Origin of the sequence: Paenibacillus sp. GXUN7292 (genome assembly GCF_050864975.1) — a bacterium.
Taxonomy (GTDB): Bacteria; Bacillota; Bacilli; order Paenibacillales; family Paenibacillaceae; genus Pristimantibacillus.
Genome location: NZ_JBOZWO010000002.1, coordinates 352,041 through 376,922 on the forward strand (window position 1 = coordinate 352,041; position 24,882 = coordinate 376,922).

22 protein-coding genes are annotated in these 24,882 nt (G+C 39.5%); 21 read left to right on the forward strand and 1 reads right to left on the reverse strand.

Annotated elements, in window-relative coordinates; translation table 11 throughout:
- The first annotated feature begins 3 nt into the window (after positions 1–3).
- From galU to ACRRU2_RS04300, 15 genes are all read left to right on the forward strand, one after another.
- Complete coding sequence (gene galU / locus ACRRU2_RS04230; protein WP_432500056.1) at positions 4–885, forward strand: UTP--glucose-1-phosphate uridylyltransferase GalU; 882 nt, start codon at positions 4–6, stop codon at positions 883–885.
- Positions 882–2,027 (forward strand): glycosyltransferase family 4 protein, encoded by a 1,146-nt coding sequence (locus ACRRU2_RS04235; RefSeq protein ID WP_331699437.1) that lies wholly within the window; start codon positions 882–884, stop codon positions 2,025–2,027. The genes galU and ACRRU2_RS04235 overlap by 4 nt, the downstream gene beginning before the upstream one ends.
- Positions 2,024–3,169, forward strand: a complete 1,146-nt coding sequence (locus ACRRU2_RS04240) for a glycosyltransferase family 1 protein (RefSeq protein WP_432500057.1) — start codon at positions 2,024–2,026, stop codon at positions 3,167–3,169. The genes ACRRU2_RS04235 and ACRRU2_RS04240 overlap by 4 nt, the downstream gene beginning before the upstream one ends.
- The gene (locus ACRRU2_RS04245; RefSeq protein ID WP_432500058.1) at positions 3,135–4,055 is read left to right on the forward strand and encodes a glycosyltransferase family 2 protein; all 921 of its coding nucleotides are present in this window, start codon (positions 3,135–3,137) and stop codon (positions 4,053–4,055) included. Before ACRRU2_RS04240 ends, ACRRU2_RS04245 begins: the two co-directional genes overlap by 35 nt.
- Positions 4,036–5,103, forward strand: a complete 1,068-nt coding sequence (locus tag ACRRU2_RS04250) for an EpsG family protein (protein ID WP_432500059.1) — start codon at positions 4,036–4,038, stop codon at positions 5,101–5,103. The genes ACRRU2_RS04245 and ACRRU2_RS04250 overlap by 20 nt, the downstream gene beginning before the upstream one ends.
- 29 nt (positions 5,104–5,132) lie before the next feature.
- Entirely contained in the window at positions 5,133–5,741 is a 609-nt protein-coding gene (locus ACRRU2_RS04255; RefSeq protein WP_432500060.1) for a sugar transferase, read from the forward strand.
- An 11-nt stretch (positions 5,742–5,752) separates the two neighbouring features.
- Positions 5,753–6,934 (forward strand): aminotransferase class I/II-fold pyridoxal phosphate-dependent enzyme, encoded by a 1,182-nt coding sequence (locus ACRRU2_RS04260; RefSeq protein WP_432500062.1) that lies wholly within the window; start codon positions 5,753–5,755, stop codon positions 6,932–6,934.
- 143 nt (positions 6,935–7,077) lie between these two features.
- A complete protein-coding gene (locus tag ACRRU2_RS04265) occupies positions 7,078–8,271 on the forward strand; it encodes a nucleotidyltransferase domain-containing protein (protein WP_331699431.1) in 1,194 nt (397 codons plus the stop codon).
- Positions 8,272–8,309: 38 nt separating this feature from the next.
- Complete coding sequence (locus ACRRU2_RS04270) at positions 8,310–9,491, forward strand: glycosyltransferase (RefSeq protein WP_331699430.1); 1,182 nt, start codon at positions 8,310–8,312, stop codon at positions 9,489–9,491.
- Between the two features lie 11 nt (positions 9,492–9,502).
- On the forward strand, positions 9,503–10,531 hold the full coding sequence (locus ACRRU2_RS04275) for a glycosyltransferase family 2 protein (RefSeq protein ID WP_432500063.1): 1,029 nt from the start codon (positions 9,503–9,505) through the stop codon (positions 10,529–10,531).
- Between the two features lie 18 nt (positions 10,532–10,549).
- Complete coding sequence (locus ACRRU2_RS04280) at positions 10,550–11,737, forward strand: CDP-glycerol glycerophosphotransferase family protein (RefSeq protein ID WP_432500064.1); 1,188 nt, start codon at positions 10,550–10,552, stop codon at positions 11,735–11,737.
- Entirely contained in the window at positions 11,724–12,140 is a 417-nt protein-coding gene (locus tag ACRRU2_RS04285) for an adenylyltransferase/cytidyltransferase family protein (protein WP_331699427.1), read from the forward strand. The genes ACRRU2_RS04280 and ACRRU2_RS04285 overlap by 14 nt, the downstream gene beginning before the upstream one ends.
- Positions 12,141–12,332: 192 nt before the next feature.
- The gene (locus ACRRU2_RS04290; RefSeq protein ID WP_432500065.1) at positions 12,333–13,376 is read left to right on the forward strand and encodes a glycosyltransferase; all 1,044 of its coding nucleotides are present in this window, start codon (positions 12,333–12,335) and stop codon (positions 13,374–13,376) included.
- A gap of 19 nt (positions 13,377–13,395) precedes the next feature.
- The gene (locus ACRRU2_RS04295) at positions 13,396–14,586 is read left to right on the forward strand and encodes a glycosyltransferase (RefSeq protein ID WP_432500066.1); all 1,191 of its coding nucleotides are present in this window, start codon (positions 13,396–13,398) and stop codon (positions 14,584–14,586) included.
- Positions 14,587–14,600: 14 nt separating this feature from the next.
- On the forward strand, positions 14,601–16,145 hold the full coding sequence (locus tag ACRRU2_RS04300) for an oligosaccharide flippase family protein (RefSeq protein ID WP_432500067.1): 1,545 nt from the start codon (positions 14,601–14,603) through the stop codon (positions 16,143–16,145).
- Positions 16,146–16,199: 54 nt separating this feature from the next.
- Here ACRRU2_RS04300 and ACRRU2_RS04305 read toward each other — a convergent pair whose 3' ends face one another.
- Positions 16,200–16,916 carry a metallophosphoesterase family protein gene (locus ACRRU2_RS04305; RefSeq protein WP_432500068.1) on the reverse strand — a complete coding sequence of 239 codons (717 nt, stop codon included), beginning with the start codon at positions 16,914–16,916 and terminating at the stop codon, positions 16,200–16,202.
- Positions 16,917–17,053: 137 nt separating this feature from the next.
- On the opposite strand from ACRRU2_RS04305, the gene ACRRU2_RS04310 reads away from it, so the two are divergent.
- The 6 genes from ACRRU2_RS04310 (at position 17,054) to ACRRU2_RS04335 (ending at position 24,881) form a co-directional block, all read left to right on the forward strand.
- Entirely contained in the window at positions 17,054–18,244 is a 1,191-nt protein-coding gene (locus ACRRU2_RS04310; RefSeq protein WP_432500069.1) for a fibronectin type III domain-containing protein, read from the forward strand.
- A gap of 22 nt (positions 18,245–18,266) precedes the next feature.
- On the forward strand, positions 18,267–21,008 hold the full coding sequence (locus ACRRU2_RS04315) for a hypothetical protein (protein WP_432500070.1): 2,742 nt from the start codon (positions 18,267–18,269) through the stop codon (positions 21,006–21,008).
- A 465-nt stretch (positions 21,009–21,473) separates the two neighbouring features.
- Positions 21,474–23,408 (forward strand): asparagine synthase-related protein, encoded by a 1,935-nt coding sequence (locus ACRRU2_RS04320; RefSeq protein WP_432500071.1) that lies wholly within the window; start codon positions 21,474–21,476, stop codon positions 23,406–23,408.
- 14 nt (positions 23,409–23,422) lie between these two features.
- Entirely contained in the window at positions 23,423–23,560 is a 138-nt protein-coding gene (locus ACRRU2_RS04325) for a paeninodin family lasso peptide (RefSeq protein WP_331699419.1), read from the forward strand.
- A gap of 85 nt (positions 23,561–23,645) precedes the next feature.
- Positions 23,646–24,569: an aldolase gene (locus ACRRU2_RS04330; RefSeq protein ID WP_432500072.1), complete on the forward strand. Its 924-nt coding sequence runs from the start codon at positions 23,646–23,648 to the stop codon at positions 24,567–24,569.
- Between the two features lie 3 nt (positions 24,570–24,572).
- On the forward strand, positions 24,573–24,881 hold the full coding sequence (locus tag ACRRU2_RS04335) for a lasso peptide biosynthesis PqqD family chaperone (protein WP_331699417.1): 309 nt from the start codon (positions 24,573–24,575) through the stop codon (positions 24,879–24,881).
- The last annotated feature ends 1 nt before the right edge of the window (position 24,882 follow it).

Below are 24,882 nucleotides of genomic sequence, written 5' to 3' on the forward strand. Positions count from 1 at the left end.
TTAATGAAGGTTAGAAAAGCTATTATTCCGGCAGCTGGATTAGGCACAAGGTTTTTGCCCGCGACCAAAGCAATGCCTAAGGAAATGCTGCCCATTGTTGATAAACCAACGATTCAATATATTGTAGAAGAAGCGATCGAATCGGGAATCGAAGATATAATAATCGTGACAGGCAAAGGGAAACGTGCAATTGAGGACCACTTTGACAATTCAATGGAATTGGAGCATGCACTTACCTCTAATAATAAATTCGAGCTGCTGCATGAGGTGCGCAAGTCATCCGATATGGTTGATATTCATTATATCAGGCAGAAGGAGCCTAAAGGTCTTGGACATGCGATTTGGTGTGCAAGAAAGTTTATCGGCAATGAGCCCTTTGCGGTGCTTCTTGGTGATGATATTATCGCATCTAAGAAGCCTTGCATCAAACAAATGATTGAGAAGTATGAGCAATACCATACCTCGATTATCGGTGTGAAAAGAGTGCCGGATGAAGAGGTATCGCGGTATGGCATCGTTAATGGAACAAAAATGGAAGAGGCATTCCATCGAGTCAGACATTTAATTGAGAAGCCTGCGAGGGAAGAGGCTCCCTCCAATATGGCCATTATGGGAAGATATATTTTGAACCCTTCCATCTTCGAAGTACTTGGAAATCAGCAGCCTGGGACTGGAGGCGAAATCCAGCTGACCGATGCAATTGCAGCATTAAATGAAATTGAAGCTGTGTATGCCTTTGAATTTGAGGGCGTTCGCCATGATGTTGGAGAGAAGATGGGCTTCATCCAAACGACGATCGAGTTTGCAATGCAGCGTGAAGAATTAAAGCATGATCTGCTGCAATATTTATCGCAAGTAATGGATAGGGAAATGGCGCGGTTATGAACAAAAAAATACTATTTTGCGCTACCGTGGACTATCATTTCAAAGCATTTCATTTGCCCATCATGAAGTGGTTCAAGGAGCAGGGCTGGGAGGTTCATATCGCTGCAAAAGGCGATATGGACCTCCCTTTTGTTGATCAAAAGTTCGCGATATCGATTGAGCGCTCTCCGCTCAGCCGCAATAATATTAAAGCTTACCGCGAGCTTAGGGACTTGATAGATCGCAATTCCTATGAAATCATCCATTGTCATACCCCAATGGGAGGCGTATTAGCACGTCTTGCGGCCAGAAAAGCACGAAAAAGGGGAACGAAGCTGCTCTACACCGCTCACGGCTTTCATTTCTGCAAGGGCGCTCCGCTTGCCCATTGGCTTATTTATTACCCTATTGAGAAGCTGCTTTCTCGTTATACAGATTGTTTAATTACGATTAATTACGAGGATCATAAGCTGGCCATTGTCAAAAGCTTTAAAGCTAAACAAATCGCCCATGTTCATGGGGTTGGAATAGATTTGGAATCATACCGGCCTATCAGCTATATAAACAAATCCAGCATACGGAATAAGCAGCATTTCAATGACGATCAATTTTTATTATTTTACGCAGGTGAATTTAACAAAAACAAAAATCAACAGCTTCTGCTTCATATGCTGACAAATTTACTGCCCAAAGTGCCCCAAGCAAGATTGCTGTTAGCTGGAGAAGGGCCTCAGCTCGAGGCATGCCGGCAGCTTGCCGCAAAGCTTGGAATAGCGGCCAAAGTACATTTCCTCGGATTTCGCAACGATATTAAGGAGCTGCTGCCGATGTGTGACATAGCAGTGGCTTCTAGTTTGCGCGAAGGGCTGCCAGTCAATATTCTGGAAGCGATGGCTTGTGGACTGCCTGTTGTAGCCACTCCTAATCGTGGCCATTCGGAGCTTGTCCGGGATGGGATAAACGGCTATATCGTGAAAACAGCAGCTTCTATGGCGGAAGCATTGGAGCAATTGTATCGATCAGCAAGTATCCGGCAACGCATGGGCAATCGCAGCTTGAAGCTGGTGGAGCAGTACAGCTTGTCTAATGTGAAGCGTGAGCTGCATTCCTTATATATTCCTTTAATGAGTAAGAAGATGGAAGGATTGAAGCAATCACAATGAGCAACCCGATAAGAATTTTACATGCCGTCGTTAATATGAATCGCGGCGGTGCAGAAACACTAATTATGAATTTGTATCGGCAAATGGATCGGACGAAGCTGCAATTCGATTTTCTGACATGCAAGGAAGGCGTGTTCGATAATGAAATCCGATCGTTGGGTGGGCGTATTTATCGCATTCCCTATGTAAGTGAAGCGGGTCATTTTGGCTATTTGCAAGCTTTGAAAAAGTTCTTCAGCCAGCATCACGATTATTCCATTGTTCATGCCCATATGGATAAAATGAGCGGATTCGTACTACATGCGGCCCGCAAGTCAGGTATCCCGACGAGAATAGCACATAGTCATAGCTCGGCTAGTGAGGGCGGCTTTGTGAATCGATTATACAAATGGCTGGCAGGTACTCGAATAATGTCGTCAGCGTCCCATTACTTTGCCTGCTCCAAGGAGGCGGCTAATTGGTTATTCCGCCAGCAAGCAAAGCAAGCGTTGATTCTACCCAATGGAGTGGAGCTGGAGCCGTTTAGCTATTCGGAAAGCATAAGATGTCAGACAAGAAAAGAGCTTAACTTAAAGGAGGAGCAGTTCGTCATCGGCCACGTAGGACGCTTCGTACCTGTTAAAAACCATGCATTTATGCTGGAGCTTATGAAGGAGGTGCTTCGGCATAGGCCGGATAGCAAGATGTTGTTAGTAGGTGATGGACCGCTTCGATCCGAGGTCGAGCAGTGGATTAGGAGCAACGGCTTGTCGGACAGCATCTCTTTGCTTGGTGTCAGGAATAATGTCGATGAGCTTATGCAAGCATTCGATGTTCTCATCTTTCCTTCTTTTTTTGAAGGCTTGCCAGTCACTTTAATAGAAGCTCAAGCAGCAGGCTTGCCATGCATCGTTTCAGATCGAGTAAGCAATGAGTCGGATTTGCAATTGGGCCTGATGTCTTTCCAGCCTATTGAGACGATTAATGCTTTTACGCAAGCTATATTGAATGTCGATCATCCCTATGACCGCAAAAATATGACAAATAAACTCCAAAAGTCAAATTACAATATTACAAATTCAGCAAAGGTTCTGGAGCAGTTTTATATGTCAAATAACGAGGTGAAGAATGAAGCTGTTAACGATATTTACGCCCACGTATAACCGAGCTTATATTCTGCTTCAATTATATGATAGTTTGCTTAGACAAACGAATGAAAGCTTTGAATGGTTAATTATTGATGATGGCTCCAGCGACAACACGAAGCAGCTCGTTGATGAATGGATCGCAGAGGGAAGGCTTACTATCCGCTACGTTTATCAAAGCAATCAAGGGATGCATGGAGCTCATAATACGGCCTATGAGCTTATTACGACCGAATTGAATATGTGCATAGATTCCGATGACTATTTGCCTGAAGATGCAGTCGATAAAATAGTGAACTTCTGGACGAACAATAAAAGCTCAGCTGTTGCAGGCTTTGTAGGTTTAGACGCCTATGTAAATGGTACGGTAATTGGCTCCTTATTGCCTGAGCAGCTGCAGAGCTCCTCTTTATTTGATTTGTACTATAAGCACGGCGTGTCAGGTGACAAGAAGCTTGTTTATCGTACAGAGCTGACGCGCCAATACCCTTATCCTCTGTTCGAAGGAGAGAGATATGTCGGCCTGGCCTATAAATACTACATGCTTGATCAGCATTATAAACTGCTTATGCTTAATGAAGTGCTGTGCATTGTAGATTATTTGCCGGATGGGTCGTCACTCAATATGTTTAAGCAATATGCTGCTCATCCAAAAGGTTTTTCCTTCTATCGTCAAGCATTGATGAAGCTTCCAAGCGCCAGCATGGGCTTCAAATATCGTCAGGCTGTTCATTATGTCTCCAGCAGCATGTTTGCTGGTTCGAAGCAAATCTGGAAGGAGCTTAGCCATCCTTGGCTCGTTGCTGCTGCTATCCTTCCCGGTATACTCCTTCACGGCTACATTCGGTTAAAGCTACACAGCAAGCAATTGAAAGGAAAAGCGAATGACTATTCTGTGGGTTAATTTAGCGATCGTATTTGCTTTTGCCGCTATGGCAAGATACTTTTCTGTTCCAGTATTTAACGGTTCGACCAATGTACAGCCGAATAAAATCATGGCCGCAGCTGTAGCCGCTACCTTAGTAGTTGTATCCGGACTGCGAAGCAATATTGGCGATACTTACTTTTACAAGCATGCTTATAAAGTGGGAGATTTTAGCTGGGCTGCGCTTGCGGATCAAAGTGACCGCGGCTTCAGATTGTTTCAAATGCTGCTTAAGCAATTGTCCGATGATCCTCAAATTTTACTATTTGCAACAGCTTTAATTACGAATGTACTAATTGTCATAACGCTTTACCAATATTCCCGTTTGTTTGAAATGAGCATATTTATTTATATTGCTTCAGGCGCCTTTTTAGTTTCTATGAACGGCATGCGGCAATATTTGGCGGCTTCGATCGTATTTGCAGCAACCAAAGCATTGTTCGCAGGAAATTGGAAGCTATATATGTTAATAACCGTATTTGCTTCTTTATTTCATCAAAGCGCGTTAGTTATGATTCCCGTCTATTTCATCGTAAGACGCGAGGCCTGGAAGAGCTCTACGTTTTTGATGCTATTGCTGGCGATTGGGATCGTACTCGGATACAACTACTTTTCGGAGCTGTTTTTCAAAGCGATAGAAGACACACAATATGGCTATTATAATAGCTTCAAAGAAGGCGGAGCGAATTTTATAAGAGTACTCGTAACAGCTGCACCATTAGTTGTAGCATATATGGGACGGGAGAAGCTGAAGGAAATATGCCCCTATAGTGATATCGTTGTTAATTTATCCATTCTTGGAACGGTAATCATGATCATTTCTTCTCAGAATTGGATTTTTGCGCGGCTATCTATTTATTTTAATTTGTATCAATTGCTGTTAATCGGCTGGCTTGTTCCTGTCTTTCGAAAGAAGGATCATCTGTTAATGTATTTTTTGCTGATTGCACTATACTTGATTTTTTTTATTTATGAGCATGTCATTGTGCTAAATATTAATTATAAAAGCGACTATCTTATTTTTTAAGAATTAGCTTGCAAATAGGGGAGTTATAAATGGTAAAGAAAAGCATGGATTATATCGTTGCCGGCTTGCTGCTGCTTATGCTTTGGCCGGTCATACTAGGTACTGCTTTAATTGTGCGCATCCATTTTGGTGCGCCTATTTTGTTTAGGCAGGTTCGCCCTGGCTTGCATGGTAAACCTTTTGAAATTTTAAAATTCAGAACGATGACTAACGCAACGGACGACGAAGGACAATTGCTGCCTGATTATATTCGATTAACTGGAGTTGGACGTTTTCTCAGGAAGTTAAGCCTGGATGAATTACCCCAGCTTTTTAATGTGCTAAAGGGAGAGTTAAGCTTGGTCGGTCCGCGGCCTTTATTAATGGAATATTTGCCGCTGTACACAGAAGAGCAAGCTAAACGCCATTTGGTTAAGCCTGGCATTACAGGATGGGCGCAGGTTCATGGCCGCAATGCGATGACGTGGGAGGAGAGGCTCGAGAGGGACGCATGGTATGCGCAGCATCAATGTTTTAGACTCGATCTCAAAATATTATGGATGACGATTGGGGTTGTAGCCAAATCCAAAGGCATATCCAATGATAATCATGCAACGATGCCTGTATTTCAAGGGAAAACGACTAATTTAGAAGGATAGAGGTGTAATATATGCTAACGGATAAACCGAAAAGAATATATTTGTCTTCACCACATATGAGCGGCAACGAGCAGCACTATATCAATCAAGCGTTTGAGACAAACTGGGTTGCGCCGCTTGGGCCGAATATCGATGCTTTCGAAGAAAAGGTTGCAACTTACACAGGGATTAAAAGTGCTGCAGCCGTCAGTTCTGGCACGGCGGCCATTCATTTGGCTCTGCTTCTTCTTAATGTCCAAAGAGATGACGTTGTATTTTGCCCGAGCTTTACATTTATCGCCAGTGCAAATCCCGTTCGATACATAGGCGCGAGTACTGTATTTATAGATTCAGAGCCGGATACGTGGAATATGTCTCCTCAAGCTTTGGAGAGAGCGCTGGAGGATGCTAAAAAGGCGAATCGCTTGCCAAAGGCAGTCATTATCGTGCATCTATACGGTCTAATGGCCAAAATGACAGAGATTATGTCCATCTGCAATAGATACGACGTACCCGTTATAGAGGATGCAGCGGAGTCGCTAGGTTCTACCTATAATGGGAAACAAAGCGGCAGCTTCGGAAAGTTAGGTATCTTTTCTTTCAATGGCAACAAAATCATTACGACTTCAGGTGGCGGTATGCTGGTTTCTGATGACGAGAAGCTGATCCATCAAGCGAAATATTTGGCTACTCAAGCAAGGGATGTTGCACTTCACTATCAGCACAGCTGTACAGGATACAATTATCGGATGAGCAATGTACTTGCAGGCATTGGCAGAGCTCAAATGGAAGTGATTGACCAGCGTATCCTGGCACGTAGGGCAATCTACGAACATTATGAACAAAGTTTAGCAGGGATAGAGGGGGTAAGCTTTTTATCGGAGCCGGAAGGAAGCTGCTCCAACCGCTGGTTAAGCACTATGCTAGTGGATAAAGAAATAACGGGTATTACTCATCTTCAGCTTTTAGAGCGATTAGCAGATGCCAATATTGAAGCGCGCCCATTATGGAAGCCGCTTCATCTGCAACCTGTATATGAAGGAGCAGCCTACTATTCACATGAGCCGGGACGCTCGGTATGTGAAGAGCTGTTTGCTTCTGGTCTATGCCTGCCTTCAGGCTCGAATATGTCGGTTCATGATCAAGAAAGAGTGATTGATTGCTTAAAGGAAGGCTTAGTCGCTTCCGTTCGCGAGGATGTTCAATCTGCTTGATGATCTTCATAAATCATGTAAATAGTTTGACAATCTAGTTATGCGGTGATATTCTGTAGAGGTGTTCTTTATATAGAACGAAATTAAATATTTTGTTCTATATAAGAATTATAAGATAATTTGCAGACATGAAGGAGATATTCATGAGTACACAGATTCAAATGTCCAAGGAAGACTTGTCTAATGAATTGAAGCTGCTGTTAGCTATGCTTGATGATAATAGCGTAGATGACTTAGCTATGGAATTTAATGAGCTGCTCGAAGTGGTTAATTGGAACCATGTGATTGAGCTGGCTCGACATCATCGTGTATTTCCTTATATTAATAAGGAAATTCAAAAAATGAAAGATGCTAATATTCCACCTTTCGTTCTGCAAATGTTTCAACGAGATTTTTACCGCAATACTTTGCTCATGCTGTCACTAAGCGGAGAAATGGAGCAAATTGCCAAGTTGTTTTCAGAAAATGCCATTCGTACTCTGTTTTTAAAAGGTCCCATTATTGCAGCGGATTTGTATGGCGATGTTTCATTAAGAACCTCCAGCGACTTAGACCTGCTTGTGCCGCTTAACGATCTTCCTAAAGCAGAGCAACTGCTAGAAGGTCTTGGCTATGTTAAGGATGAGTACATCGATACGATTCTTAATGATTGGAAGTGGAGACATCACCATGTCACATTTATTCATCCTGAGAAGAAAATTAAAGTCGAGATTCATTGGCGACTAAATCCATTTCCGTCCAAGGAACCGCATTTCATTCAATTGTGGGAGCGTAAGCGAAAAAGCTCATTGATAAACCGTCCCATTTATTATTTGGGCAGAGAAGATCTGTTTCTATTTCTAGTTACACATGGAGCAAGGCATGGGTGGTCAAGGCTGCGCTGGCTGCTTGATATTAAAAAGCTCATAAGCCAGCCGATAGACTGGGTAAAATTAACCGCATTGCTAAAAAAACATCAGTATTTGCATTTAGGGAGTTTAGCCGTTTTTTTATGTGTTCGCCTATTTTCAATCCCATTGCAAGAAGGGATGAAGCCGCTTCTCCACTCGCGAAAAGGGGAATGGCTTGTGCAGGATACGATGTTTTATATTCAAAGGATGATCAATTTGCACTCAGAGCCGCTTACGGCAGAAGTAAGCAGCTATCATAAAAAGTATTTATTTTCATTACTTACAGCAAAGCAAAAAGGATTATTTATTGCCAGCTTCCTATATCCCTATCCTGAGGATGCACAAACACTCCGCTTGCCTAAGCCCATACATTTTCTCTATTTTCCATTACGTCCAGTTTTGTGGGCTGTGCGTAAGCATAGAGAAAGATCATCATTGGATATGTAGGGAAATAAATATCATTACTTTTTTAAGTGGAGGTCGTTATGAATAAGGTGCTGATATCTTCATTTGATATGGAAGTTGGCGGAGTAGAGCGAAGCTTGCTTAGTATGCTGGAAGCTTTTGATTATGAAAACTATAAGGTTGATCTTATGCTTTACAGCCATACTGGGGATTTCTTGCCCATGCTGCCCGAAGGCCCTCAATTACTGGATGAATCTCTTGCTTATAAAACCTTTCGTTTGCCTATCGGACAGATAATGAAGCAAGGACAATGGCTTGTCGGATGCACGAGATTATTGGCTAAATATAAAGCGTTATGGAGTGCTAAAGCGGAACCCGGCTATAAGCAGATGCAGTATATGTGGAGATACGCCATCCCATTCCTGCCTGCTATGGAGCAAAGATACGATGTAGCGATCAGCTATTTGTGGCCGCATTATTTCGTAGCAAATAAAGTGAAAGCCAAAACCAAAATCGCGTGGATTCATACCGATTATTCTATGGCAGAAACAGATGAAAAGCTGGATGTTGCGATGTGGGATAAATTCAATACGATTATTGCTGTATCGGAGCATTGCAAGGAATCGTTTATTCATAAGTATCCTTCACTCGAATCAAAGGTTAGTGTAATTGAAAATATCACCTCCGAAAGCTTTGTCATTGAAAGAGCTAAGGAACCAATTGAGAGCCAAATTTGTCATGACACACGCTTCAAAATCGTTACTGTTGCTCGACTTTCACATGCTAAAGGCATTGATCAAGCTGTAAAAGCTTTAAAAATACTCAAATCAAGGGGCTATGATCAGCTTGCTTGGTATGTGGTCGGGTACGGTGGTGATGAAGCAGATATCCGGAAGCTGGTCCAGGAGAATGAGTTGGACAATGAGTTCATTTTGCTGGGCAAGCAGCTTAATCCTTATCCTTTCATAAATCGGGCAGATTTGTATGTGCAGCCATCGCGTTACGAAGGAAAAGCGGTCACCGTTGTAGAGGCTCAAATACTGGCTAAGCCTGTCGTCATTACTAATTATACGACCGCCGGAAGCCAGGTGGAGCATGGTATTGATGGTCATATAGCGGAGTTATCTGCAGAAGGCATTGCAGATGGCATCGAACAGCTTTACCTTGATTCGAGCTATAGAATGAAGCTATCCAGCAATTGCAGCATAAAAAGCTATGAAAATAGCATAGAGCTTAAAAAGCTGTACAAATTGATTAGTTAGGCGGTAATGATATGCATCCAGTGGTAAGTGTAGTCGTACCTATCTATAAAGTAGAGCTATATTTGCGCCGCTGTGTAGATAGTATACTTAACCAAACCTACACTCATTTAGAGATTATTCTAGTGAATGACGGATCCCCCGATCAATGCGGGGACATTGCAGACAGTTATGCTCTGAAAGATAACCGGGTAAGAGTGATTCATAAGCATAATGGCGGATTATCTGATGCTAGAAATGCCGGCATGCAGGTTGTAACTGGTGACTATACAATGTTCGTTGACAGCGATGATTGGTTAGAAAAAACAATGATTGAAGAATTGGTGGATAAAAGTATCCATTACAAAGCAGAAGTTGTTCAATCAGCATTTTATTACGCCTATGATGATTATTTACAATTGGATACTCGTTACTTTTCAGATAAAGATGATCCGGTAGTTCTAAATAATAAACAGCTAATGTACGAACTCGTAATTAACGAAAAAATAAAAAACTTCGCTTGGGGCAAGCTTTATCAAACCAGTCTGATTAAAGATATTCCATTTAGAAAAGGTGTTTTATTCGAGGATGTATTCTGGGCACATCATGTGATGCATCGGGTTAATACATACGTTATCATACATCTGCCTTTGCTATATTACTATCAGAGAAACGATAGTATCGTCGCTTCCTACAGTCCCAAAAATTTGGATATGATCCGCGGATTAAAAGAAAGGCATTTATTTATTGAAATGTATTATTCAGAATTAACGAGTGAATCGTACAAATCACTTCTTAAAGCCAATCTTACCCATTATACGCTTCTGCTGGCAAACAGGAAGAATGGCGGCAACCGTTTTTATCGAAAAAAAATACAGAAATATATTAAGAGGTACTTTAATCATTTTAATCGGTCCGTTCAAGCAGACAGACATTTGAAAAATCAATTGTTGTTATTTTACGTACATCCTTATTTCAATATCGCATACCTGTTGGCTCGAAGGTTATCGATTAAGATGAGAATCTTGCCATTGCCGAATGGGCTTAAGCGATTGGATCTTTAAATAAGTAAGGGGATAGATATGAAGAACCTGATGGCGAGTTTCAAGAAACGTTTCATTTTAACTATCATTCATATATTAAATGTTCTCCCTATTAAAAATAATAAAATATTTTTATTTAGTTATTATGGGAGTCAATACGGGGATAATCCAAAATATATTTCAGAATACATAGTAGCCAATTTTCCTGATAATAAGTTCGATATCGTCTGGGCCTTTAATGATCTGGAGTCAAAGCGGAATCTCACTGGCATTAAAAAGGTGAAGGTGATGTCATTCACTTACTTTTACCATTTATGTACTGCGAAAGTAATTATTACGAATTACAGGACGACTGAAATGTTCATAAAAAGAAAAAAACAATATTACATCCAAACCTGGCATAGTTCATTACGGTTAAAGCATATCGAAAAGGATGCGGAGCATAGCTTGCCTGAACATTATGTGCAAATGGCTAAACAGGATTCTCTTAAATGCGATTTATTATTATCCGGCTGTAAATTAAGCACAGAGATATTTCAAAGATCATTCTGGTACGATGGCGAAATATTGGAAATTGGCACTCCAAGAAATGATATCCTTTTTCATAAAAATCCGGCTATGCGAGAGCAAGTTTTATCTGCCCTGCATCTACCTATTGACCATAACATTGTGCTGTATGCTCCGACTTTTAGAAAAAATAATAATTTAGACGTATATGATATTAACTATTCACAATTATTAGCTTCTCTGAAAAATAAATTTGGCGGAGAGTGGATTGTTCTTGTTAGACTCCATCCTCATCTCCTATCTAAAGCTAAAGAGCTGCCATTTAGTAATGACGTAATAAACGTTACTTCTTATGATGATATTCAGCAATTGTTAAGCGTTGCGGATGTTTTAATTTCCGATTATTCCTCTTTAATGTTTGATTATTCATTTACACAGCGGCCATGCTTTTTGTATGTCCCTGATGTAGAAGAATACTCCAGCACAGAAAGGAAACTATATTTTGAATTGTGGGAATTACCTTATATTAGTGCGTTTAGCAATAATGATTTATTAAATAAGGTTGAAAATTTCGATAGGGAAGAATACGAAAGAAATTTAAAGCAATTTTTAGCTCGCATAGGAACCTTCGAGGAAGGCAAAGCATGTGAAAGCTTGATCAAGCGGATTGATGAAGTTTGTTTCGAAAATGAGAGGAGGCAAATGAATGAAGCCGTATAAAATTGGTTACACAACAGGTGTATTTGACTTATTTCATGTAGGACATCTTAATATAATAAAAAATGCGAAACAACAATGTGATTTTTTAATTGTAGGTGTCAGCACAGATGAGCTGGTTATGAAGTATAAAAACAAATGGCCTGTTATTCCTCAATCGGACAGGATGTCTATCGTACAATCACTTAAATATGTGGATAAAGTCGTTCAACAAACGAGCCGTGACAAGTTTCTGGCCTGGGAGTATTTAAAGTTTGACGTTATGTTTGTAGGGGATGACTGGAAAGGAGATCCTCTATTCGTTGAAATGGAGAAAAAGTTTGATATGGTCGGTGTTGAGATTATATATTTTCCTTACACACAAGGTGTTTCGTCTACTATGGTAAAGCAAAAAATAACAACATAGAACAACGATAAAATGCAGCCGACAAAGTGAGGTTAAATGGTTTATATGAAAAAAAATCTATTATTTGTTATAGACTCTTTGGATGTCGCAGGTGCAGAGAAGAGTTTAGTTACTTTACTGTCCTTGCTTGACTTTTCTGAATATTCCGTTGATTTGATGCTGTTTGGACACGGCGGGAAGCTTGAACAGCTTGTGCCTAAAGAGGTGCATATTTTACCGCCTTTAAATTACATTAAGTTTTCCACCTTAAGTATTAAAGAAGCAATATCGTATTCAATAAAGAAGTTTAATTTCAAGTGGATTCAATCCAGAGGTAGATATTCGATAGGTATAAGGATGAAAAAATACAGCCATCCACAAAAAGCAAGAATTTTTTGGCAATCTGTCTCTCACGTTATTGAAAGCAATCCAAAGCATTATGATATCGCAATCAGTTATGCTCAAGGTGTGCCAACCTTCTATGTAGCGGACAAAATTGCAGCGGATAAAAAGTTTGCATGGGTAAATGTGACTTATAGGATAGACGAGAAAGAGCAAAAATTTCAAAAGAGGTTTTATGATCAATATAACGGCATTGTCGCTGTTTCAGATTCAACTAAAGAAATTTTCATTGAAACATTCCCTCAATATGCAAACAAAATAAACGTTATTTACGATATTAATAATCCACAATTAATATCTCAAATGGCAGACATGGGCGAGGGCTTTAACGATGACTATGACGGGATCCGAATATTGACAATAGGCAGATTAAACCACCAAAAGGGATATGACATTACACTGGCAGCCTGCAGAAAATTAAAAGAGATGGGTGTAAAATTCAGATGGTATGTACTTGGAAAAGGCCCTTTGCAAGAAGAAATAGAACAATATATTAAGGAATATAAGCTCACAGAGCACTTGATTCTACTAGGTGTAAAATCTAATCCTTATCCGTATATCAAGCATTCGGATATTTATGTGCAAACATCCCGATTTGAAGGATTTGGGCTTGCATTAGCAGAAGCTCGCATGTTAAACGTACCCGTAGTGACAACTAGATTCGATGCCGTATTCAATCAAATGGTGGATGGAAAGAACGGGCTCGTTGTAGATATGAATGGTGTAGCGGTGTGCGACGGAATTATGAAAATAATAAAGGATAAAGCTTTGAGAGAAAGTATTGTAAATTATTTGCAGCTTGAGAAAAAAGGTAACATCGAGGAACTGGAAAAGTTTTATGAATTAATTGGATAATGGAAAGTGAGTATAGGTAATGAGAAAAAAACAGCTGCTTTTCATGATAATCAACATGAATGTTGGCGGTACGGAAAAGGCATTGCTTAATATGCTGGAACAGCTGCCGCCTGAGAACTACAACATTACTTTGCTTATGTTGGAAGAGTACGGGGGGTTTATGAATCAGATTCCCCGGCATGTAACGATCGAGTATGTTATTGATTATCCGGGTATGAAAGAGTTGATTAATAAGCCGTTGCTACATGTAGCTTTGAGGTCACTAAAAAAATGGGAGCTAGGTAAGTTTATTAAAGCCAGTTCGTTGTATATAGGAAGTAAGTTGCTGCAAGACAGGACATTTTTATATCAAACTATACTAAAAGATTACCCACAAACAGCAAAAACATATGATATCGCAGTTGCTTATGCCGGTCCAATGGATTTTATTAGTTATTTTGTGTTGAAGAAAATTAAAGCTGCCAACAAGCTGCAATGGGTTCATTTTGATATTACTAAAATAGGCTTTAACTGTACATTTGCATCTAAGATGTATCCCTATTTCGATAAAATTTATGCCGTTTCCAAACAAGCCAGAAACAATCTCGTTCATGCACTTCCACATTTAGAAGAAAAAACAGCGGTTTTCTATAATCTGGTATCCGCTCAAAGCGTAATGAATCAGTCCCGAGAGGGAAGAGGCTTTTCTGATCCATTTGAAGGAATTAGAATTTTAACGATAGGCAGATTATCGATTGAAAAAGGTCAAGATCTCGCTATTAGGGCATTGGACAGGTTAATACAAGATGGTTACAAAGTAAAATGGTATTGCGTAGGCGAAGGCAGCTCCAGAAAGGAGCTTGAAAAGCTTATTGCAGAGTTTGACCTACAGGAGCATTTTATCTTATTAGGCTCAAACCCGAATCCGTATCCTTATTTAGCTCAGTGTGACTTATATGTACAGCCTTCCAGGCATGAGGGCTATTGCATCACTCTTAATGAAGCGAGATGTTTGAATAAGCCGATTGTTACTACTGATTTTAACGGTGCAAGGGAACAAATTACAGATGGCAGCACAGGCTCAATCGTTGCGATCAATGAGTATGAAATATATATTGCGGTGAAACAATTGCTAGATAATCCAGCTTTGAGAAGTAATTACATTAAAAATTTAGCAAATGATGCAAAGAGAACCGCAACTTCGGGTATTGCTCATAAAATAATATTTTAAAAAAGGATATATATATGAGGAATCAATTGAAGGCTGGAGCCATATTGTCTTATCTTGCTTTATTTATAAGCAGCGCCATATCCATTGTGTATACGCCGATCATGTTGAAATTGTTGGGTCAGAGTGAGTATGGCATTTACAGTTTAGCTACCTCGGCTGCAAGTTATGTCGGAATTTTGAATTTTGGCTTAGGCAATGCGGTCATTAGGTATACAGCAAAATACAAAGCGCTAAATGATGAACAGCAATGCTCCCGATTATATGGCATGTTTTTCATCATGTATGGATTGTTAGGGAGTATAGCATTAATATCGGGAACAATTCTTACTTTAAATGCAGAACAAATATTTTCCAGATCGCTTAGTATAGAGGAATTAACAACATTAAAGTATTTAATGGCGATTATGGTTATCAATATTGCAATAGGAATAGGCTTTGGCATTTTCAGTGTTATCATTCTAGCACTAGAGAAATTCGTCATTCAAAAGGTTATCGTAATCATTAGCTCCATCATTAGCCCGCTAATTGTACTTCCTTTATTAATCATGGGTTATGGTTCAATCGCTATGGCTGTAGTAACGACAGCAGTCAGCATGCTATCCATTATTTTCAACATGTTCTATTGCTTTAAAGTGCTCAAGATAAAAATAGTATTTGGCCGTATCCCTAAAGGATTGCTTCGTGAAATTATCGTATTTTCATCTTTTATTTTTCTGAATCTAATTATAGAAAGAATCTATTGGTCTACGGACCAAATCATTTTAGGCATATACAGCGGATCGATCGCGGTTTCAATTTATTCTATAGGCACTGCTTTTAGCGGTTATTTTATAGGTTTTTCTTCAGCTATTTCAAATGTGTTTTTAACGAAGGTAACGGGCATGGTTACACGTGAAGTGCCCGACAAAGAGCTTTCTGATTTGTTTATAAAGGTTGGGCGTGTCCAATTTATCATACTATCTTTTGCTATGAGCGGGTTTATCGTATTTGGTCAGCCTTTCATCCACCTTTGGGTTGGTTCCGATTATAATACTTCCTATCTTATTGCCTTGATTATACTCGTGCCTTCTTTGATTTCTCTTATCCAAAGTATGGGGGGGGTTATTTTGCAAGCTAAAAACTTGCAAAAGTTCAAAACCATTTTGTATTTTTGCATAGCAGTAGCAAATGTTATTTTAAGCATTATATTTGTCCAGTATTGGGGTGCGGTAGGTTGCGCTATTGCAACGGCAATCGCTTTTATTATTGGAAATGTAATCATTATGAATATTTATTACCAACAGAAATTAAAGATCGAGATCAAAAAATTTTGGATAAATATTATGAAAATGAGCTTGCCTTTATCAGGCAGTATTTTGTTTGCGGTTTTTACCAAAAAGTATTTACTAGTATCAAGCTGGGGGCAGTTATTGTTTGAATGCTTGCTATTCTCGATCGTTTATTTCCTAGTGGCTTGGTTTTTGAGTATGAATGAGTATGAAAAGCAATTAATCAAAGCGCCAATCGGGAAGGTTTATAGAAAAATAATGAAGTCATTACAGCTAGGAGTGGAAGGGTGATTAGGTAGTAAACTATATGATTTACTACCTAATCTATTAAGGGCTGATTAGGGATTAAACCTTGGCATTTTTAATAACGTTTGTCATATTCATATTTGGATAATTAACCGAGTGGTATAAGCTTATTACTTTCTCGGTATCATAAGCGACACGTTCAATAGAGGTGCTTATCCGATTTTGCTCAATTGTTACGATTCCGTAGGAGGCCATGCGCATACCATCAAACGGCAGCCCGACACTGCCAATATTCATAATAATTTTTTCGTTAGCATATCGGATATATGGTTTATGGATATGAGCGTATACATAAATGTCTGCATTGGCTTTCTTTACGATTTCTGTGTCTAAAACTTCGTCATCGGCATTAGGCAGTATGACTTTGAATAAATTGTCAGGAACCGCATGGAATGCGGTCAAGCTTACATCATCATGTTTATAATGTATGGCAGTAGGTAACTGTTCTAAGTAGTCCATATCCGTATGGTCGAGCTTGGAAACGGTCCACTCTCTCTCTTTGTTCATCAAGTCTAGCAGATGATCAGGGACTTCCCCTTGCTGCACGCCGCGCACAACCCATTCGTCAGCATTTCCTTTGATTACTTCCGTTTGTAAAGACTGAATTAACTCCAACGCCCGCTTCGGTTCTGGACCCCGGTAACAGATATCGCCCAGTACAAATATTTTATCGACTGCTCTTTGTTCAATGTCCCGAAGCACCTCTTCCAAGGCAACAGCATTGCCATGTATATCCGATATAAATGCTGCTTTCATTCTGCACCATCCTTTTCTATTCATGATACAAATTATTCCTTTAATCATCATAGGGCATATGAACAAGCGTATCAACCGCTTATTAAATATAATAGTTTAAGGAAGGATATGGCTTTATAGCGGGAGGGTGTTTGTCAATGTTCATATATTTGGCAGCTGAAATGAAGGATTATCAGGGCTTGTTTGACCCCAATGCTAAGTACAGTAAAGGAAATGTAGTATCGGATGAACATAATTCTGCCTATCTTTGCCTAGTTGATAATGTTGGGATACCACTCTCTGATCCAAAATATTGGGCTCTATTGCCAAGTGTTGATAATAATGATATGAAATTTTCCATAAGTCAAAGCACGGATGTGGATTTTACAACAAAACCGCCACAGAATAAAAATGTACTGGCTTATCAAGATGGAAAATGGGTACCGTTTGAAATGAAAAATCTAGAGAACGCCATTATGTTTGAGGAATGGGCAGGAGCTTTAGAGGAAGAGCCTGTTGAACTGCTGGATGATGCAATTCCTGCAGAAGTTGAAAATGTTCATATTACCGATCTAGAACAAACTAGCTTTATATTAAACTGGGAAGAAAGTGTATCTCCCAATGTTAAAGAATATGCGATCTATCGAAATGAATTATTTGTGGATACCGTTCCAGCGACCTTATCCAAACTGCAGCCTATAAGCTATCAGATTAAGCAAGCTGCACCGTCAACTGAATATAGGTATACTATTAAAGCAAGAAGCTCTTCAGGGTATGAATCCAATGGAGTTAACATTATTGTAAGAACGAATGGCATCTATGCATTGCAGATGAATGGAGTAACCGATTACATTAAATTGCCGAGTTTGCCTTTTGATAAAATTGAACTGACTTGCCAAGCTTTTCAATCTCCAAAAAATATTTGGTATTACTATTTAGATGCCAGACCTGGCCTGTCTGCCGCTTACCTCGCTATTAACGGCAATGGAAATGTACAGTACAGCAATGTATGGGAAACGATCCTTGTTAATGGAAAGAGCTCATTTAAATTCAGTGAGGTCATGTATCAAAAAATAACCATATCATTATCATTGGGATTAAAATCAAATGCTGCAGATGATATCAACATTTTTTCGGATTATAAAAATAACCCTGCCATGAAGGGCAAGGTTTATCGTATCCAAATTTTTCTTCAAGGACATCTTGTGGCTGCCTACAATTTAACCGAACCAACGTTGAATGGGGGGAACGACTCGGCAAACCCGTTATTTAGTATCCTAAAGGACCAGAGCGGGAATGGAAAAGATGCCGCTTTATTCGGAGGGACTTGGGTCATAGAAAGCAATTAAGATGAACTGGGGGTGATTAGCGATGAAAGGTAAAATAAACAAAATTAAAGATAGCAGTAATGATCATTATATATACCCAATAACGATCGCTGAAGCGGTTTATGTTGATCCTACGACCAGTTTGAAGGAAAAGCTGCTGGATCTCGATCAAAAGATTGGCGAGGTTCCCAGCGCTTATATAATAGATTTGAACAGATGGGGGATAACGGGAAACATTATTGACACAAACGATCAGCAGCAAGCTAAAGCGAATTCCATTGGTATAAATGCGGCAATACAATGGGCTTCTGATCAAGGTTTTACGGAGATCATACTACCTTTCGGAAACTATTTAATTGATGAGTATAATCCAATACTACCGGCAAGCAGGATGACTTTAAATTTAAACGGAGCTACTTTGCGAATTAGAAATAATGGATATGATAAGTACAGTATTATAAATATTAGATCTCAAAACAACGTAAAGGTGACTAACGGCATCCTAGAAGGTGATCGGGAGTACCATGACTATTCAAGCGGAGGCACACATGAAAGCTGTTCTGGCGTTCTAATTGGCAGCTTCAGCGGTGATGCTAGCCTAGATAATCCGGAACGAATTGAGTTGAAAAATCTGGAGATATTTAATTGTGCAGGCGACTCTATTGCATTCGGACTTTCTCCCAATTTCCAGAGCGGCTACAATCTGAAGGACTGGGAGCAAGGCAGCATTAACACCTCAACAGGGTTGGATATAAATGATAGCACCAAAATACGTTTGAAAAATACACTGCTGCTGAATAGCGAGGCAATAAAAAAGTTTGGCTATTTCACTATAAGCGGCAATGGCTGGGCGGATTTGGGAACAGATATTAAATCACGTGTAATGGATGTCATTTTTTATGATGCCAAGGATAACTTTTTAACCGCACTATCTACTATTAAAATATTCGATGAAATCCCGGTACCTCTTCAAGCTGCATACGCCAGGATCGTTTTATATCAAGCTCATATACCGGATCCTGCCGCCTCTAATTCCGTTATATTAAGTGTATCAGTTCCTTTATACCCCAAACATGTGTATATAGAAAAATGCCATTTGCATCATTCCAAGCGTTGTGGAATAAGCGGTACAGGTAAATTTATCACTTTTAAAAACAATAAAATACATGATATCGCCGGTACCCCACCACAAGCAGCAATAGATATCGAAGACGGCTATGAATTAAATCAATATTTCTTTATAGACAGCAATCATATTTATGACTGCAAAATTGGCGTTAGTCTCGTCAGTACGAAGCATGTGGCCATAACGAATAATGTAATGGAGCGGCTAGGTCCCAGCCAGGTTTGGGATCGCTGTAAAGATATTACAATAGATAACAATCATTACGCTAACGCTGTCCTGACCTTTGATGGCGATGTCATGTTTACTAATAATAAACTGTACATGTGCACAGCGGCAACCAGAAAAGCAGCGGCAACCATATTTAGCGATAATTACTTTCACAATAGCTCACTGCATATTACGAAAGATTTACCCTATTTAGTAGATGTGAATAATTGTGTGTTTTATCATGATGAGAATTCAAAATTTATGACGGGTCAACAACCGACTCTCTTTTATGGCAAGGAACCGCAAAGTATTTCCCATTGCATATTCAAGGGACAGACTTCGGCATTAAATACAGTAACTGGCCAAAGCGATGCCTATGGCTGGAGAATTTCGAATTGCATATTCCACAATACGAAACCTCTTCGTTTACCTGCAGGCATCATTCAAAGCTGTGAATTTAATTTCATTCCCACGATAGCCTTATTGAAGGGGGCCGCCTACGAAATTGCGGACTGCCGGTTCAGCAACTGGGATACGTTTAATCAATTATTTTACTTGACAGCAGACTATTATTTGGAAAAGCTCGCCATACGTAATTGTCAATTTATCGGGAATAACAAGCCGGTAGCACTGCTGTACAATATTAAAGGAAGCTTGGAACTAGTCAATAATAGCTTCGAATATAACAATACAGCTGACAACTTTATTATGTTTGACTTTTGGGTGAATACGTTTACGTGCAGATATTTATTAATTGATGGCAACCGTTTCAAATCTGCTAAACCTGTAGTTGCTGTAAATTTGAACAGACAGTTAACGGAGAACGTCATTATTTATAAAAATAATATCGTAGAAACGGCCATACAACCGATTACTAGTGACCAAGTTTTCACTGCTAACAATTATGTGAATGGGGTGTTCGAACCTTATAGCCATGTGAAAACAATGCCGGTCACAGGGAAATATGAGCTGGGGTATGTGCTTAATAATTCGGCGCCTGTACCAGGTGAATACCAAGGCTGGGTGTGCACTACTGCTGGGTATGCTTGTAATCAGGAAAGAACCGGCAAAAGCTATTTCAATCACCGGGATCGGATCTATGCCGGAACTCATGTATATGAGGCCATATTCCCTGGCAATACTGCCCCTGCACCTATTGAATTTAAAGGTTTTTCTGGAGAGGTTGTTATGGATATTAATCAGAATGTTGGAGTATGGGCACCAAATAAGGCTTATCAAAAGGATGAAGTAATAAAGGCAGACGGGCTCGATGGTATTTACTTTACATGTACAGTTGCTGGCATCTCTGCTAGTACTGAACCCCAATGGAATACAAATATCGCTCAAACGACAAGGGACAATTCCGTAGTATGGACGACGAATAGATTGTTAACCTGGAAAAAAATCGGAAACAGAGCTGAATTTAAACCTTTCGGAAAAATAATGAATTAATGGTCACTTTCTTATATTTAAGAAACGATTAAGGCTTCATAAAATCCATCTTAATGTCAATGCATGAGTTACATTAAGATGGATTTTTCTTTTCTGATGAAAGAGGATTGTGTTCTTTACGAAGAACTTTCAGTCGCTCACAGTAGTAATTAAAGCGGATTAATGAATTCGTTATAAAAAACAAAAAATATAGTCAAATGTACATATTCATGCAACAAATTTTGACAGTATATGCAAGGATGATAGGATATAATTCGATTGAAAGTTAACCATTCTAGTGCTGTTCAATATAGTAACTTCTTGCATAAAACAAGTTTTTTTATCTTTCACAATCAATCTATGATTTACTTGTTGACAGTAGTTGTATATAAGTGTAATATTTAGTTATGTTCTTAATAAAGAACAAAAGTGAGTGGTAATTCTGTTCAACACAACGAACAAACCACGGTTTAACTGGAGGATAGAATGAGCGCCATTACAGCCATTTATATGACAGAGCGACAATCTTCTACACTTGATCAAGGAAGTACGATCATGAGTGCTCTAGCCAAATTTCCTTGTCATACAATCCAAGCCTGGCATAAAGATAATGTGTTCCTTGGCTGCCATAATCAATGGATTACTCCGGAATCTATTGATGAACTCAATCCCCTATATGATTCGTTAAGACAATTGGTGATTGCTGCTGATGCCATTATTGATAATCGCAAGGAATTATTCGATCTGCTTGCTGTTCCATATGCTCGAAGAGTACATATTACGGATGCCGAATTGATACTTCTTTCTTACGCAAAATGGGGGAAGGAGGCGCCCCGATTTTTGATTGGCGATTATGCCTTTATTATTTGGGATGAACGAGAGCAGCGATTATTCGCCGCCAGAGATTCCTCAGGGAGCAGAACGCTGTACTACCACTGGAATGGATTTCGATTAGCGCTATGCACGACGATGAAACCATTATTAGGCTTGCCTCAAGTAGAAAAACGCCTTAATGAACAATGGTTGGCTCAGTATCTTGCAATTTGTACAGCTATTCTAACTGTTGATGCTTCGCTTAACGTATATCAGGACATATACGAGCTGCCGCCTGCCCATAGTATGACGGTAGAAGGCAATCAAGTAAAGACTTCAAGGTATATTACAATTAAGGCAGATAAGAAGCTGCGCTTTAAGCAGGATGAACAATATGTAGAAGCATTTCGTGATGTGTTTGAAGAGGCAGTCAACGCCCGGTCCCGTACCTATCGTCATGTAGGATCGCATTTAAGCGGTGGACTAGATTCGGGAGCGGTTGTGGCTTATGCGGCAAAAATGCTGCGTTCAAAAAACAAGCCGCTGCATACATACAGTTATATTCCAACGGATGACTTTATTGATTATACACCTAAAAATAGAATGGCAAATGAGACTTCATATATCGAATCTGTCGTTAAGCATATAGGCGGAATTAAAGCCAATTATTTGAACTTTCAAGATACTAATTCGTATACAGAAATTGATTCGCTGCTGGATATACTGGAAATGCCTTATAAAAACTTTGCTAATTCATTTTGGATCAAGGGCATTTTCGAGAAAGCGGCCGAACAAAACGTCGGGGTGTTATTAAACGGAGCCCGTGGAAATATGACGATTTCCTGGGGATACGCGATAGAAAATTACATGCTTCTGTTCAAACAATTAAGATGGATTCGCTTAGCTCAAGAGCTTAAAGCGTACAGCATGAAAAGAAGCACTGGACGTGCGCGAGTCTTGTCGGAAATGATGAGTACATGGCCAGCGCTAAACAGAAATAAAGGACATGTATTAGTAAAGCCAAGAGCTATCATAAACCCTGACTTTGCCAGAAAAACAAAAGTAACGGAACAACTCCAAATGCATGGTATGGACGCAACCGGGATATTTACTGAAACGAATATATACAAATTCAGAAAATGGCATTTCGAAGATCTATTCCATTGGTATTCAACGAATACGATTAATTCCAAACTATCCTTGTCCTACGGCTTATGGAGCCGAGATCCTTCAAATGATATACGCGTCATTCAATTTTGTTTGTCCGTTCCTGAAGACCAATATGTGCTTCATGGATTAGATCGTGCACTTATAAGGCGAGCAACTGAAAATCATTTGCCGGATCAGGTAAGAATGAATCAAACAGTACGCGGCATCCAAGGAGCGGATTGGCTGCATCGCATGCAAGCCTTCTGGCCTTCATTTATCGAAGAAGCTAAGCAGATGAGCAGGGATGATACAATATTACAATTTCTGGATGGAGCGATTATTAATGATGCTTTGTATAAATATCAGGATGCTGTTCATTCAAAAAATGCTAATGACCAAGATCTGCGTGTTTTAATGTGGAGCGTCATCGTATATCGATTTCTGAAACGAAACTTTTAAAGGAGGTGATACATATGACGAAAAAGCAGTGGGTTATGCCCGAATTGGAAGTTCTGCAAGTTAATATGACAGAACTGCATCCAAATAACGGAAATGAACTTGATCATGACTATCCGGTAGGAACTCCAAGAGATCAACTTACCTGGAGCTAGGCTTGAAGCCTAATAAGCAGTAATTGGAAGCTCGTATCCTGCAAGATATTGAGCTTCCAATATCAATTATTATGGAGTGGGTAATTTGCAAAATGTAGGGACTAAAGAAAGTTACAAAGCATTTGGTTTACACATTTTGAGCGATATTTCTTTTCCAGAACTCATGAAAGCAAGCGAAGATCAGTACTCAGCTGAAATAGAAATTGTAATCGATCGATTTCTAAGACATGGGTTTAACGCCAATACGCAATCTATTTCAGTCGCGGATGATATGGTAACGCTGCAAACTCATGATGCCGGAGTATTTCGGATAATAAATGGCAATAAAATTATCGTCTCTCCTTATTCTTGGACGGATGAAGATATAATCCGCTTATATATTCTAGGCACCTGCATGGGTATATTGCTGCTTCAAAGGTCAATTTATCCATTACATGGAAGTGCAGTAGTTATTTCAGGAAAAGCATACGGATTTATTGGTGAATCTGGAGCAGGAAAGTCTACATTAGCGACTGCATTCGTAGAGCGCGGTTATAAGCTATTAACGGATGATATTATTCCGGTCACCTTTTCATCAATAGAAAAATATCCAATTGTGACGCCGTCCTACCCCCAGCAAAAGCTGTGGCAGCAAAGCCTGGATGCCTTTGGTATGGACAATGAGGAGCTGCGCTCGATCCATGGCCGGGCTACCAAGTTTTGTGTGCCTGTTGAGGAACGTTATTGTGCAGATAAAATGCCGCTAGCTGGAATTTTCGAATTGAATATGTCAGAAAGTTCAGAAAATAGTTTGGAAGCCGTAAATAAACTAGAAAAACTGCCTTTACTTTTTAAACATACTTTTAGACAATTTATGATTCCCAGCATGAATCTTTCAGATTGGCATTTTGGTTTATCAGCTAAAATAGGCAATCAAATACCAATCTACCGGCTTCATCGTTCTGCAGATGGCTTTTCAGCACCGCAGCTTGTCGATTTGATATTGGATACTATCACTGTGGGGGAATGAACAATGATAACAGATCAGTCGCTATTATTAAATGCATTAGTCGTATGTAGTCAAAACAATATAGTAAGCGATATGGGAGAAGAAAAAGTAATATTAAGTGTGGAAAACGGAAAGTATTATAATTTGGGTGTAATGGGCAGCCAGATATGGAACCTCATTCAAGAGCCTAAGCTTGTGACGCAAATTGTTGATGAGTTGATGGAGGAATTTGATGTTGATCGCAGCACTTGTGAAGATCAATTACTATCATTTTTAATTCATTTATCAAAAGAAAAGCTAGTTATATTGAATCGGGAAAATAAAGGTGCCTAGA

Excerpts from the sequence above, each read along its gene's own strand:
- ACRRU2_RS04300 (WP_432500067.1), top strand. The coding sequence starts at position 14,601 with ATGAGGAATCAATTGAAGGCTGGAGCCATATTGTCTTATCTTGCTTTA.
- ACRRU2_RS04295 (WP_432500066.1), top strand. The coding sequence starts at position 13,396 with ATGAGAAAAAAACAGCTGCTTTTCATGATAATCAACATGAATGTTGGC.
- ACRRU2_RS04275 (WP_432500063.1), top strand. The coding sequence starts at position 9,503 with ATGCATCCAGTGGTAAGTGTAGTCGTACCTATCTATAAAGTAGAGCTA.
- ACRRU2_RS04265 (WP_331699431.1), top strand. The coding sequence starts at position 7,078 with ATGAGTACACAGATTCAAATGTCCAAGGAAGACTTGTCTAATGAATTG.
- ACRRU2_RS04235 (WP_331699437.1), top strand. The coding sequence starts at position 882 with ATGAACAAAAAAATACTATTTTGCGCTACCGTGGACTATCATTTCAAA.
- ACRRU2_RS04305 (WP_432500068.1), bottom strand. The coding sequence starts at position 16,916 with ATGAAAGCAGCATTTATATCGGATATACATGGCAATGCTGTTGCCTTG.
- ACRRU2_RS04325 (WP_331699419.1), top strand. The coding sequence starts at position 23,423 with ATGACGAAAAAGCAGTGGGTTATGCCCGAATTGGAAGTTCTGCAAGTT.
- ACRRU2_RS04260 (WP_432500062.1), top strand. The coding sequence starts at position 5,753 with ATGCTAACGGATAAACCGAAAAGAATATATTTGTCTTCACCACATATG.
- ACRRU2_RS04310 (WP_432500069.1), top strand. The coding sequence starts at position 17,054 with ATGTTCATATATTTGGCAGCTGAAATGAAGGATTATCAGGGCTTGTTT.
- ACRRU2_RS04320 (WP_432500071.1), top strand. The coding sequence starts at position 21,474 with ATGAGCGCCATTACAGCCATTTATATGACAGAGCGACAATCTTCTACA.
- ACRRU2_RS04270 (WP_331699430.1), top strand. The coding sequence starts at position 8,310 with ATGAATAAGGTGCTGATATCTTCATTTGATATGGAAGTTGGCGGAGTA.
- ACRRU2_RS04240 (WP_432500057.1), top strand. The coding sequence starts at position 2,024 with ATGAGCAACCCGATAAGAATTTTACATGCCGTCGTTAATATGAATCGC.
- ACRRU2_RS04250 (WP_432500059.1), top strand. The coding sequence starts at position 4,036 with ATGACTATTCTGTGGGTTAATTTAGCGATCGTATTTGCTTTTGCCGCT.
- ACRRU2_RS04245 (WP_432500058.1), top strand. The coding sequence starts at position 3,135 with ATGAAGCTGTTAACGATATTTACGCCCACGTATAACCGAGCTTATATT.
- ACRRU2_RS04285 (WP_331699427.1), top strand. The coding sequence starts at position 11,724 with ATGAAGCCGTATAAAATTGGTTACACAACAGGTGTATTTGACTTATTT.
- ACRRU2_RS04255 (WP_432500060.1), top strand. The coding sequence starts at position 5,133 with ATGGTAAAGAAAAGCATGGATTATATCGTTGCCGGCTTGCTGCTGCTT.
- ACRRU2_RS04280 (WP_432500064.1), top strand. The coding sequence starts at position 10,550 with ATGAAGAACCTGATGGCGAGTTTCAAGAAACGTTTCATTTTAACTATC.
- galU (WP_432500056.1), top strand. The coding sequence starts at position 4 with ATGAAGGTTAGAAAAGCTATTATTCCGGCAGCTGGATTAGGCACAAGG.
- ACRRU2_RS04335 (WP_331699417.1), top strand. The coding sequence starts at position 24,573 with ATGATAACAGATCAGTCGCTATTATTAAATGCATTAGTCGTATGTAGT.
- ACRRU2_RS04315 (WP_432500070.1), top strand. The coding sequence starts at position 18,267 with ATGAAAGGTAAAATAAACAAAATTAAAGATAGCAGTAATGATCATTAT.